The following is a 12,742-nucleotide window of genomic DNA, read 5'->3' on the forward strand; positions in this document are numbered from 1 at the left end:
CCATCAAAAAGCCCCCGCCCCCCGGCAGGGGAACGGAGGCGTAAAAACGGAAAAAAGGCAGTAATCCCTACCGCAGCCCTGTCAGCAGAAGCTCCGCATTGTTCTGCGTCTTGGAGATATTTTGAAGGAGGGCCTGAAGGCCTTCCCAGCCCGGCTTCATGGCGAGCTGGCGGCGGAGTTGCATGATCTTCACGAACTCCTGTTCATTGTACAGCCTGTCGTCATTGCGCGTGCCGCTCTGGGAGAGGGAGATAGCCGGATAAATGCGCCGTTCGGAAAGTTCCCGGTCCAGGCGGATTTCCAGGTTGCCCGTTCCCTTGAATTCTTCAAAAATCACTTCATCCATTCTGGACTCCGTATCCACCAGGCATGTGGCGATGATGGTCAGGCTGCCGCCTTCCTCCACGTTGCGCGCGGCGGAAAAGAACTTGCGCGGTTTTTCCAGCGCATTGGAACCCAGGCCGCCGGACATGATGCGTCCGCCCGTCTGGTTGGCATTGTAGCCGCGGGCCAGGCGCGTCAGGGAATCCAGCAGGATCACCACGTCCTTGCCCATTTCCACCAGGCGCTTGGCCCGTTCAATGACCAGGTCGGAAACCTGGGCGTGGCGGCGGGAAGGTTCGTCAAAGGTGGAGGCGTAAACCGGGGCGTCCACGGTTTCTTCAAAATCCGTTACTTCTTCCGGGCGTTCGTCCAGCAGCAGCACAATCAGTTCCACGTCCGGGTAGTTGGCCCTGATGGAGCGGGCGATGGTCTTCAGCAAAACGGTTTTCCCGCCGCGCGGCGGGGCTACGATCAGGCCGCGCTGGCCCTTGCCGAAGGGGGTCATGAGGTCCAGCACGCGCATGGCGCCGGAATTGACCTCCTTGTTTTCCAGAAGAAGGCGTTCCTTCGGGAACAGGGGGGTGAGGCGCTCAAAGTCGGCGCCTGCCCGGTAGTCCTCCGCGGGAATGCCCTCCACGCTGATGACGGCGGAGGCGGAAAGGTACTTGTCATGGGGCCGCAGCTTGCGCAGCCTGACCTTGACCTGCTGGCCCACGCGCAGGCGCATGGGCTTGATGAGGTTGCCGCCCAGGTAAATGTCATCCGGAGAAGTGCGGAAGCTTTTGACGGGGTCCCTCAGCATGGCGTAGTTATCCTTGGCCTGTTCCATGACGCCGGAGACGACCACTTCATGACCCTTGGCCAGAAGCTGTTTTCCCAGTTCAAAAATCAACTGGGACTTGGTGAGGGAGGCCGCGTTCCGGATGGGGAGGCCTTCCGCCATTTCCTGAAGGTCGTTCAGGGGGCGTTCACGCAATTCATTGATGTCAATCTGCTCCAGAACGGGAGCGGCGGATTCCTGGGCCTGATCCCGGACCGCCGGAGCGCAGGCCGGCGCCTCTGCATCCTGTTCCGGAGCAGGGGCGGCTTGTTCCGCGGAAACCTCTTCCGGAGCCGGAAGAGCCTTGGGGGGGGCGGACTGTGCGTCCTCTCCGGAGGGAAGGGAGTTGTTGTCGAGTTCTTCAGTCATGAAAAAAATGTTGGTGAAGTCTTTGGGTTTGCCGGCGGAGCAGGGGCGGAGGCCCTTCATTCCAGATGACGAAATCGGCCGCGGCCACTTTTTCCATGATAGGACGCTGAGCCGCCAGAATGGCTTCAATCATATCCCCACGGAATCCGTTCCTGAGAGCCAGGCGGGTCTTCTGCGTTTCCCGGGAAACGGCTACCACGCATACGGCGTCCTGGCGGTAGCATGCCGATGTTTCAAAAAACAGCGGCACGTCAATGACAAACCCGTCTACCGCCGCATTCTGACGCGCCGTCTCCATTTGCGCAAGACATTCTTGGTGCAGCAGGGGATGAATGATTCCCTCCAGCCTCCGGCGGCTTTCCGGGTTCCGGAACACGAGCTCCCGCAGGAAGCCCCTGTCCGCCCGTCCCGAGGCGTCCACGCTGGCGGGGCCGAAGGCGGCGGAAAGGCTTTCTTTCAGCCTGCCGCCGTCCAGTAGCCTGCCTGCCTCCGCGTCACAGTCAAAAAGGCGCAGGCGCGGTCCTCCCGTCTCCATCAGCAGGCGGATGGCGGTGGATTTTCCGGTGGCTATTCCGCCGGTCACGATCAGGGTTTTCATGAAGAGAGGGGAAACGGGGTATGCATGGGACAAAAAGAGCGGGTGAAAGGTTCACCCTTTCACCCGCTCCAATATGGACGTTATGCAGGCCGCCTACATGGGGGGCAGCAGGCCTTCGGACGCAGGCAGGGCGCTTTCCGGAGCCGCGGCGTTTGCCGTGGTGGGAAGGGCGTTGCCGCGTACGGGCTGGCCGGTGGCATCAATGATCTGACCCGTCACGAAGATCATCAGGTTCTTCTTGATATGGTTGTCAGAGTTGCTGCGGAAGAAGCGTCCGATGAGAGGCAGGTCACCGAAGATCGGCACCTTGTCTTCCACCGTCTGCACGTTTTCCGTGATCAAACCACCGATTGCCACGGTGTGGCCGTCGTAGATGAACAGGGACGTTTCAACGGAACGCTTGGAGAAGATGGGCTGCTCAATGCGGTTTTCCGTCAGAGTCAGGGACATCGGCTTGCCGTCGGAACCAACGCCGGTGGACTGGATCGGGCTGCCGTAGTTCACGAAGCCTTCAAATTCCACGATGCTGGGCTTGAAGTTGAGGTCAATGATGTACTTGTTGTCACCAATGGTGGGCACAACTTCCAGGGTCACGCCAACGGGTTTCATTTCAAACACGCCGGGAGTGGCGGGAGTGACGGGGAAGCTGGTGACCTGGGCCGGGTTTTCGGTGCCTACAAGGTCATCCAGAACGTTGTTCCGGTTATTGTAGTTGCCGCCGCCCCAGCTGCTCACGTTGTTGGGAAGTTCCGGGGGTTCGTATTCGGTGGGGTACCAGAACTCGCGGATGATTTCAATCTTGGCGGTTTCACCGGACTTGGCGGTTACGCTGGGAGCGGTGAGAACGTCGGAGCCCTTCTTCTGGGACAGGCCGCGCATCAGCATCTGGAAGGCGCCTTCGTCATAAATGCCCGTGAGGGACATGATGCCGGGAGCCGGGTTCTTCTTGGTGGCTTCAGAACGGTTGGTGCTGTTCAGCAGGTTGTCCACGGAGTTCTTGGAGATGGCATAGTCGCCCGTGCGGTTGCCGCCGGTAGCGAGGCCGTTGATCAGGCCGTTGCCGTCCGTGTTGGAGCTGTTGTTGTTTACGGGCCAGCCGCTCACGCCGCCGGGGGACTGGGTGAAGTCGTCCGGGATGAGGCCGGTGCCGTAGTTCGTGCCGCCGCCCAGGAAGGTGCTGCGGTCGTTACTGACGGAGAATGGAGTGACGATCCAGTCAAAGCCGAGCTCTTCCGTGTTTTCCTGGGTCACTTCCACGAACTTGGTCATGATGCGCACCTGCTGGGATTCACCGCGGGTGTTTTCAATGAGGCCTTCAATGAGGTCCAGGTTGCCGGAGGTGTTGCGGACGACCAGGGAGGAGTTGCCGTTGACAAGGAATGCCGTGGCGCCTTCCGGGAAGCTGATGCCGCTCTTTTGCAGCAGGCTGCGGATGGAGGGCATGGGCTTGAGGCCGGAGGAGCTTTCACCGCCGCCGCCGAAGGGGTCTTCAGTGCCGCCGCCATCGCTGTCTCCAACGGTGTTGCGGAGGGAGGACTGGAAGCCCGGAGGCACGGAGAAGGTGCGCTGGTAGAGGTCCACGTCATTGCCGCCGGCGGGAAGGATGGTGACTGCATAGTCTTCCACCTTCTGGCGCAGGCCTGCGTTACGGCAGATGAAGCGCAGCACTTCCAGCATGGGGACGTTGGTCAGCTTGAGCTGGCCGATCTTGCGGGTGCGGATGCTTTCCTGCGGAGCGGCTGCCGGAGCAACTTCCGTAATTTCCGTGGACTCTTCGCCGAAGCCGGGGTCCTCAGCAGGGGGAGCTGCGGGGGTAACGGCTGCGGGCTGGGCGTCATTGATTACAAAGTTGATGCCGCGTTCGCCGTTCGGGCCTACGGTGCGGTCCAGTTCAATGGACTTCTTGCGCAGGTAGTCGATGGCGTCTTCCACGGTGGTGTCTTCAAAAGAGACGGAGGGGATGATGATGCTCTTGAGCTTCATCAGGTTGGCGGTGGCGCCGTTGACGTCGGTCATCGGGGTGTTGTCCAAGCCGTCGGCTCCGGTCGGAGCTTCCATCGGGATGGGGCGTTCCCACATCTTGTCCACTTCCGCAAGCATGGTGCTGCGGGTTTCGTCATAGGCGGCGGCGTAATAGGCCATCCTGCGGCGGTTGACCGTTTCCTGTCCGCGGCGGGCCGCCACGTTGTACGGGTCAATAACAAGAACCTTGTTGAACTCGGCGATGGCTTTGTCGTAGTCGCCGAGGTCATAGTAACCATAGGCCATGTGAAGGAGGGTGTTCACCTTTTCCACGTTCTTGACGTGCTCGGGGGTGAGCGCCGGATTCGTGCGAATCGGGTCCTTCATGTATTCGAGCGTCTGCTTGGCAAGCTTGACGTCCCGGGGATTGAGCTTGATGGCATCCTGAAGAAGCTTCTCAGCTTCGTCATAGCGGCCCACTTTGATGTATTCCTGAGCAACGGCGATGCTGGCGTCACCAATGTTGTTGGCAATGGCTTCCTTGCGCTGGTCATTGATCGGCGCGGCGGGCAGCATGTTGTAAGCGGCATTGAATTTGTCCAGGGCTTCCTTGTACTTGCCTTCGCGGTACAGGTTGCGGCCTTCGGCAAGAAGCTGCATGGCTTCCTGGGTCTGCGCTTCGCGGCGTGCCATGGCTTGGCGCGCTGCATCGGACTGGTAGTAACTTCCCGGTCCGGCGTAGGACGAGCCATAAGCACTGGAGGTTCCGACGGCGCCGCCATCACCAGCCTGCGCAAACGGGCAGGAGGCAGCAATGGCCATCAGCGCGATCAGAGAACGCTTCGGTTGATAAAGTGGTGCGTGGTCCATAGTTAGGTTCTTCTTTTTACATGTTTTTCGGATTTGTGAAGCTTTTTTTTCAGAAAAGTTTAAATCCGGGTCTATTTTTTCTTGCTCAGTGTTGTTTGTTCTCCAGTTGTTTTGTTGGCAATGGTTACGGTCTGCGTAGCATTATCAACGGTTTTCAGCGTGTAGGTCTGTTTGGTGTCTCCCGGGATCTGGAAGTCGGCTCCTTCTTCCACCTCGAAGCTGGTGTCCCTGCTGGGGCCGGCGGCGATAGTAAGGTTTGCTTTCTTATCAATGATTGGAATGACGTATTTTGTGCCGCGCCTGATGGTGTAGGTCTGGCCGTTTTTGGTCGGCTTCAGGTCCTTGACAACGGCTTCTTCATCCGTCTCCACCATGTCCAGGCTGGGATTCTTGAATTCCTTGTTGGTGACGCTGACAAGCTCAAACCTGGGTTTGTCTTTTGTATTTTTCCGGGTGCCGAACTGGCCGTTAACCTGGACGACGTTTTTCCAGAGCTCCTGCTTGGCGCGGTTTAATCCCTTGAAGGTAAAATCGTTGCCGTCAGCCTGCGTGAAGCCCAGGAAAAAGCCGAACTGCTTGATTTCATCAACAAAGAGCTTGTTGACAAGGGGCGGGTGGCTGTTGGGGTCATTGGGAAGCGTCTTGGCCTCATATTCCTCCTGCACCGTGAATCCGTCGTTGTCCGGGTCGCGGGTGAGGACGTCCGAGTAAACGAATTCATTTTCCAGGCCGTTGTCCAGGAACCATTTGTTCGGAATATTGCCGTGGATGGGAGGGCCGGAGACGATGTCAAAGGGTTCCATCCCCCCTTCCTTGATCCAGAGGCTGGGCGCTACGAAGCCCACGTATTGCTGGGTTTCCTGTGCAATGGGCTTGAGCTCATGGGAGGCGGAAAGCTCCTGATTGACCTCCGCGGCCTTTTTAATGCCGGCGGGCGGTTCAATCGCCTTTTCTGAAACCTGCGTGGTGAACTTGTACTTGTCATTCAGTCCCAGAAGGGTCAGCGTACCGTAGGCGGCTACCCCCAGGCCCAGCACGATGCCGGAAGCCAGCAGGATCTTGTCGTAGTTTTGTTTTTCAGACATGTTGAAAGTATTTGCTGCGGTTGGTTGCCGTAATTAGTCTTCAGACGGTTCCTGCGCCTTGGGCTGGTTGAAGTGGACCAGGTTCAGGGAGACCTGGACAAAGATTTGCTCCTTGCCCATGTAAGGCTTGATGACTTGCTGGATGGCCGGAGCCGCGGATTGGGCCGCCGCTTCATCCGCCGGCCTCAGGTCCGCCGCTCCCGCGGCGGACTGTGCCGCGGCAGGCTTGGGCGCCGCCGGTCCGGCGATGGGGGGTGGCATCATCCGTTCATTGCGGATTCTGATGGAGTTGACCGTGAAAAGGTAGTCCTGGGAGTCCGTGATGGCGTTCATGGCCTTCAGCACGCTTTCCCGGTCGCCCTGGAAGGCAATTTCCAGCGGCATGGGGGACCAGGGCGCCTGGTTGGGTTCCTCCGCTTCCTCTTCCGGGTTGTTCGCCGGGTTTTCAATAGGAAGCTGGGGACGGTACACCTTGATGAATTTGGTCAGTCCGCAATCCGTCAGCTTGTTAGCGAGGCTGTTGACCGCTTTCAGTTCAAAGCCCAGCGTGGAGGCTGCCTGGACGCTGGGGGCCTGGGTGCTGTAAACCTGGAAGCCGAGCCAGGAGGAGGTGTCCGTAATCTGGATATTCTTTTTCTTGCAGGCGGCGATCAGGGCGTCCCTGAACGTTTTCAGTTCATTCTGGAACGCGGTGGGCGTGGTGGGAACCAGCGCGGAGGAAGCCAGGAAAGGCTTGTAGGCCGTTTCCAGGTTGGTGACCGCCTTGGCATAGCGGTTCAATTCCTTTTCCAGCTCATTGTTCGACGTGCGGCTGGGCGTGATTTCAGCCGCGTTGGCGGACTTGATCTCCTTGGAGGCGACGCTGATTTTCTTGTCCAGCTCACTGCGTTTGGAATTGACCATGTATCCCGTCACGGATAACCCCACGAATAAGAGAAGCCCCACGCCCGCTACCATGGCGGCGGGCTTGTTGTCTGTAATCCAATTGCTCATAAAATATGTCTTGTTCGGGTTGGGTAATCTTATTTGTTAAAGTGCACGGGAATGGGAGTTTTCAACGGAAGCACCAGCTTGAAGGGAACAAAGGGCCCGGCCGCCGCGTCTATCTTGGCGTCCTTGGCGCCCAGTTCCATGATCTGGCGGGCTTCCAGCTTGACGTCTCCGTGCTTGAAGGTGAACAGGGAGTCCTTGTTCCCGTCTATTTTTGCCTGGAGGTCCTGGATGATTCTCTGTCCGCCCAGGCTGCGGCGGACAAAGCCGGTCAGGCGCAGGGCGTTAACGCTGTAAACGGTTTGCTCGTCATCATTGGCGGCATTCGCGGCGGCTTCCGTCCTGATGTCATCCACCAGGGACGTGTTCTTGTCAGACGTGAAGGAGTCCTTGATGACGGAGTAGCCCGTGATCTGGGTGGTATCCTCCGGGTTGAAGTGCGCCAGCGGTTCAAAATCCGTGAACCAGTAGGGGTACTCCTTGTGTTCCGACTGTTCCAGCAGATGCTTGATAATATCCGCGTAACCGTAGCGCTGGAGCGTGAGCTGCTGGTAGGCGGCCAGGGTGGAGTCCAGCTTTTTCAGTTCCTGCTCCTTCTGGCGCAGGGCGGATTGTTCCGACTTGATGGAAGTGACGGTGGGCTGGACGTTTGCCAGGGTCTCCTCCGCCTTCTTGACGCCCATGTACCCCGTTACGGCATAGGCCGCGGCGCCGATGACGGCGATGGCAACCCCCGCGATGATGGCGGGCATCTTTTTCTGGTTGGCCCGCTTTTTGGCAATTGCCGTGGGTTCCAGGTCAATGTTGAGGGAGGCCCTCCCGATGGCGTTGACGGCGGTGCCGATCAGGCCGCCCAGAATGAAGGCTTCACGGGAAATGGTGTTGACATCCACGCCGGAGCCCACGCCCACATTGTGCATGGGGTTGAAGAAGGAGATCGGTATGCCCAGCTTGTCTTCCAGGAATTCCTTGGTGTAGGGCAGGGATGCGCCGCCGCCGCACAGGTATGCCTTGACGGGCGCGCTTCCGTTCATCTGGGCGCGGTAATGGTTGGTGGTGCGCTGGATTTCAGACGCGAGCCGGGTCATGGCCGTGCGGATGACGGTAGCCAGGTTGGCCGTGGCGGGGTCCAGCCCCTCCGTCTGCCCGTTGCTCATGGAAACGAGTCCGCTGGTAGTCTTCAGGCGTTCCGCCTCCATGAAGGGGACGTTGAATTCACGGGCGATGGCGGATGTAACGAAAATGCCGCCTGCGGAAATGCTGCGGGTGAAGAAGCGTCCCTGTTCGCTGTAAATGAGGTCCGTGGACTTGGCGCCGATGTCGATGAGCATCACCGGCTCCGTTTCTTCCGGGTAGCTGTCCACATAAGCGTTGTACAGGGAAGTCAGGGCGCAGTCCACCTTGCCGGTGGAAAGACCGTGGGAGACGATTTCATCATTAAGGGTGTCCAGGTCTTCCGCCTTGATGGCTACCAGGACGGCTTCACGTTCCAGGCCCTTGGCCGGGAGAAGGTGGTAGTCCCACACCACTTCATCCAGCGGGAAGGGGACGTGCTGCTGGGCTTCAAAGCGGATGAGCTGTTCCACATCCGTATCATCCAGAGCCGGAAGCTTGACGAAGCGGATGAATACGGATTGACCGGAAACGGAATAGTTGGCGACGCTGCCTTTGACATTGAGCTCCTGGACGAGGTCGGCGATTGCCTCCCCTATTTTCGTCAGGCGCAAGCCTTCCGCTGACGGGTCCAGCACTACGAGGCGCGTAGCATAGCGGTCCAGAATGAGGGCGTCCTTGGAGGTCTTGGAAAAGACGCCCATGGATACTCTCTGGGAACCTACGTTTAATGCGACGATTTGTCGTGAATTAGCCATGGGTGATTTCTGTTAAATAAAAATGAAGGGTGGATAATGTTGAAGGGCGTTACTCGCCGTCCGCCGCCGGGGTTTCCGCGGGGGCGCCGAACGGGGCGGGTTCCGGGCTGGAAGTCGGCTGCGGGCTGTTGGGCCTCATGATTTCCGGATAGCGGTCATACCAGTACACGGAGAAGGGCGTTTCATCCTTGTTCAGCAGGGGGTAATAGGATGTTTCCACGATGCTGGGGGACTGGATGGTCCACCATTTTTCCATCTTGCCGCGTTCGGAGGAATAGGTGGCGACTATTTTGCCGTTGTATTCCACCACCACGCCCTGGTACTTCACCCATTTGCCCCTGCCGCCTTCGGAACCGGTGATGCGCTTGACGGAAGAGGGAGACAGGTAGACGGAGGCATACGTGGCCTCCCCTACGGGAACATTGACGTATTTGACTTCCTTGTAAAGTTTCAGGTACTGGCGGGCGCGGTCCGGATTGACCACGGCAATATAGAATTTGAACGTCAGGGAATCGATGTAGCCGGACTTGGGAGCGGGAGCCGCGTCCACCTTGAAGGGTATCTCAAAATCCGCCCATCTCTTCGGCTTGGGCAGGGGCCGGGGGTCGTCCTGGGTCATGACGTTGGGGGACTGGCGCATGTACAGGGACAGCTTTTCCAGCGTGACCTTCACCTGCATTCTGGGGTTGCTGGTGGTTTGCGCCGATGCCACAGGGATGAAAAGCACCGCAGCCAGCATGGCCGTGATAGTGTTAAGGATGGATTTCATAGCACAATTCGATTCCCTGATTAGTTACACCAAAAACCGAACTGTGGCTAGCAAAAATCTCTTGTTTCTTTCCCCGGAACGGGTGCGGCGCGGTCCGGAGCTTCTCCCGGCACAGTCAAGAAAAAATCATGCGGCATGGCTGCGGGCTTGACCTGGAAGGGGTGTTTTCACATGCTCGGTCCATGGCGATTGATTCGGAGCTGCTGGGAAAGTTTTCAGAGGCCCATGGCATTTCAGGGCACGAGGATGAAGTGCGGAACCTTGTGGCGCGGGAGCTGGCGGGATGCGGGGAATTCTCCTCCGATGGTTCCGGCTGCCTTTTCTGCGCCAATGGCAATTCAGGCCCCCGCGTGATGCTGGCCGCCCACATGGATGAAATTGGCTTCCTGGTGCAGAATATCACCGGAAACGGCTTTCTGCAGCTGGTGGGCATAGGCGGGTGGTGGCCGCATACCCTGTTAAGCCAGCGTGTTCTGGTGAAGACGCGCTCGGGTCGCAGCATTCAGGGGGTGATCGGCTCCAAGCCGCCCCATTTTCTGCCGGAAGGCCAGCGCAACAGCGTCATGAGTATGGAGGCCCTGTTTGTGGACGTGGGCGCTGAAAGCGCGGAACAGGCTCGGAATGAATTCGGCATTCACCTGGGTGATCCCGTGGTGCCGGACGTGAAATTCACATCTCTGGAAAATCCGTTCCGGGTGATGGGCAAGGCCTTTGACAACCGCGCCGGCCTCTCCGTAATGATAGAAGCGTTCAAGACGCTGTGCCGGGAAGGGCACCCCAATACTCTGATTGCCGCCGCTACGGTGCAGGAGGAAGTAGGGACCAGGGGCGCCAGGACGGCCGGAGTCGCCATGCGCCCGGATTGCGTCATTGTGCTGGAAGGACCGCCTGCGGACGATACCCCCGGCTTTACGGCGGCGGACTCCCAGGGAGCCCTGGGCGGCGGCGTTCAGATCAGGCTGTTTGACCCTACGGCCATCACCAACCCGCGGCTGGTCGCCCTGGCTGAGGAAGTGGCGGAGAAGGCAGGCATCCCCTTCCAGTTAACGGTGCGCCGCTCCGGTGGAACGGATGCGGGCGCCCTGCATCTCTCCGGCAAGGGAGTCCCTTGCATTGTGCTGGGAATCCCCACCCGGTACATCCACGCCCATAACGGCGTGCTGGACCTGCGGGATTACCGTGCGGCGGTGGAACTGACGGTGGCGCTGGCGCGTGCCCTGGACCATGAAACCGTGGAAGCCCTCACTCATTACCTGCCCTGAAAGAAACGCTCATGAACCCGACTGCTTACGTACACGACCTGGACCCCGTCATCTGGCAGGTTACGGACTCCATTGCCCTGCGCTGGTATGGCCTGGCTTACCTGATGGGCTTCATCGGAGGATACTTTCTGCTCTCCTGGCTGTCCCGCCGGAAACTGTACCCCATTCCGCAGGACAAGCTGGCGGACTTTGTCACCTATGTGGCGATCTTTGGCGTCCTGATCGGCGGACGGCTGGGGTACGTGCTCTTTTACCAGATACCTAATCATGGCTGGTCCCAGTTCCTCGCGGACCCGCTGATGGCTCTGCGGGTATGGGAAGGAGGCATGGCAAGCCACGGAGGAATGATCGGCGTGGGGCTGTACACGTTCTATTACGCGTGGAAGCACCGCGTTAAATGGGTGGCCCTGCTGGACGGCCTAGCCATTGTGGCTCCCGTGGGGCTGTTCTTTGGCCGCATGGCCAACTTCATCAATGGGGAGCTGTACGGGCGCATTGTATCCCCCGGTTCCACGCAGGGAATGATCTTTCCGGCGGAACTCTCCCAGGACCCGGACTTGTTTGTCCGGGTGGCCTCCCGCATTTATGAAACGCCCGGCTTGGTGGACAAGCTCTCTCTTTCCGGGGTGGCTGTTCCGGAACATATGAACGCCGCCTGGGTGGTTGACCGGGTGAGGGATACGCCCGCCATCAAGGAAATTGTGAGCGAGATGATGCAGGACCATGCGCGCTACCCCTCCCAGCTATATGAGGCATTTGCGGAAGGAGTGCTTCTTTTTGCGGTCCTGTGGTTCATCCGGGTGAAATTCCCGCGGGCGTGGAACGGCGTCTTCTGCGGCGTCTTTGCCATTCTGTATGCTGTCGGCAGAATCGTTTGCGAGGAATACCGGGAACCTGATTCCCCCTTCTCCATGGGCCTGACCCGCGGGCAGTTCCTTTCCGTCTTCCTCGTGCTGGTGGGCGTAGCATTCTTTGTCTATGCCTTTAAAACCAGGCAAACGGTTCAGGAATGCAACTTCTATGATCCGGAGAAGAAGAACAAGGAGGAGTCAGCCGGGAAGACTGCTTAAAACGGGTCCAGGTCAAAGTTGCCTGTCTTGGGAATGTAGCTGGACGGGCCGCCTTTGAAAATGGAGGAAATTCCACTGGCGAAAAGCCGCAGATTCCGCTGGTCAAAGGCGAAGCGCTCAAACTCCTTCACGGAAAACAAGGTGATGGGATCCGTATTATAGGCCTTGAACTCCATGATGCTGGTGCCTGTACGCATATCGGACAGGCGCCCTTCAATGCCCACGTCCCCGCTCATTAAATTACCCAGGATCAGGGAAGTGCCCGGAAGGGGGGAGGCCAGGGAAACGAGGTCGGACAGGACATTGCCGCCCACGTCTGTGGGCTTCAGCTTCACCATGGCGATATAAAGGGTCACGCCTCCCGGGGAGGGGCGGTCAACCAATTGCCACTTGATTTTTCCTCCGGTCTGCTTGGCTCTGTTTTCCAGCACCCTTTGAATGTCTTTCTGAAGCTCTGTTCTGAATTGTTCCGCCAGGGCCGGAGCTTCCTTCGGGAACTTGGTCTTGATGTAGTCGATATTGACGGGCGCTACATACACCTTCAGGCGCGGAGAATTCCAGATGGACTGTTCCCTGGGATTGTACCAGACGCCCTGAAAGCAGCTCTGTTTGGGATCCGCCTTAAGGGGGTGGGTAATCAGGGGGGAGGTGGGCATGGGCCGGGAGCTGGAACAGGAAAAAACCAGTCCCGTTCCCAGTGCCAGCAAGAGCTTAGGAATAGCACCGTACATGCAGGTTAAGACGGGGTCTGC

General features: G+C 58.6%; 10 protein-coding genes. 2 read left to right on the top strand and 8 right to left on the bottom strand.

What is annotated here, in order from left to right; all coding sequences use genetic code 11:
- Positions 1-67: 67 nt before the first annotated feature.
- The 7 genes from rho to CXU21_RS09420 form a co-directional block, all read right to left on the bottom strand.
- Positions 68-1,513 (bottom strand): transcription termination factor Rho, encoded by a 1,446-nt coding sequence (rho, locus tag CXU21_RS09390; protein ID WP_102725920.1) that lies wholly within the window; start codon positions 1,511-1,513, stop codon positions 68-70.
- Complete coding sequence (gene coaE, locus CXU21_RS09395) at positions 1,506-2,111, bottom strand: dephospho-CoA kinase (RefSeq protein ID WP_146017040.1); 606 nt, start codon at positions 2,109-2,111, stop codon at positions 1,506-1,508. The genes rho and coaE overlap by 8 nt, the downstream gene beginning before the upstream one ends.
- 93 nt (positions 2,112-2,204) lie before the next feature.
- Complete coding sequence (locus tag CXU21_RS09400) at positions 2,205-4,943, bottom strand: Amuc_1098 family type IV pilus outer membrane protein (RefSeq protein ID WP_102715274.1); 2,739 nt, start codon at positions 4,941-4,943, stop codon at positions 2,205-2,207.
- Positions 4,944-5,014: 71 nt separating this feature from the next.
- Positions 5,015-6,028, bottom strand: a complete 1,014-nt coding sequence (locus CXU21_RS09405; RefSeq protein ID WP_102715276.1) for an Amuc_1099 family pilus-like system protein — start codon at positions 6,026-6,028, stop codon at positions 5,015-5,017.
- Positions 6,029-6,061: 33 nt separating this feature from the next.
- Entirely contained in the window at positions 6,062-7,021 is a 960-nt protein-coding gene (locus tag CXU21_RS09410; protein ID WP_102725837.1) for an Amuc_1100 family pilus-like protein, read from the bottom strand.
- Between the two features lie 29 nt (positions 7,022-7,050).
- Positions 7,051-8,889: an Amuc_1101 family PilM-like pilus complex protein gene (locus CXU21_RS09415; protein ID WP_102715278.1), complete on the bottom strand. Its 1,839-nt coding sequence runs from the start codon at positions 8,887-8,889 to the stop codon at positions 7,051-7,053.
- 49 nt (positions 8,890-8,938) lie between these two features.
- On the bottom strand, positions 8,939-9,658 hold the full coding sequence (locus CXU21_RS09420) for an Amuc_1102 family pilus-like protein (protein WP_102725838.1): 720 nt from the start codon (positions 9,656-9,658) through the stop codon (positions 8,939-8,941).
- A 182-nt stretch (positions 9,659-9,840) separates the two neighbouring features.
- On the opposite strand from CXU21_RS09420, the gene CXU21_RS09425 reads away from it, so the two are divergent.
- Positions 9,841-10,920, top strand: a complete 1,080-nt coding sequence (locus CXU21_RS09425; protein WP_102725839.1) for a M42 family metallopeptidase — start codon at positions 9,841-9,843, stop codon at positions 10,918-10,920.
- 11 nt (positions 10,921-10,931) lie between these two features.
- The gene (gene lgt / locus CXU21_RS09430) at positions 10,932-11,990 is read left to right on the top strand and encodes a prolipoprotein diacylglyceryl transferase (protein ID WP_102715284.1); all 1,059 of its coding nucleotides are present in this window, start codon (positions 10,932-10,934) and stop codon (positions 11,988-11,990) included.
- Here the strand turns inward: lgt and CXU21_RS09435 are convergent.
- Positions 11,987-12,721, bottom strand: coding sequence for a DUF3313 family protein (locus CXU21_RS09435; RefSeq protein WP_146016791.1), 735 nt, complete (start codon positions 12,719-12,721; stop codon positions 11,987-11,989). The two genes, lgt and CXU21_RS09435, sit on opposite strands and share 4 nt — an antisense overlap.
- Positions 12,722-12,742: the final 21 nt, after the last annotated feature.

Origin of the sequence: Akkermansia muciniphila (assembly GCF_002884975.1) — a bacterium.
Classification (GTDB): Bacteria; Verrucomicrobiota; Verrucomicrobiia; order Verrucomicrobiales; family Akkermansiaceae; genus Akkermansia; species Akkermansia muciniphila_C.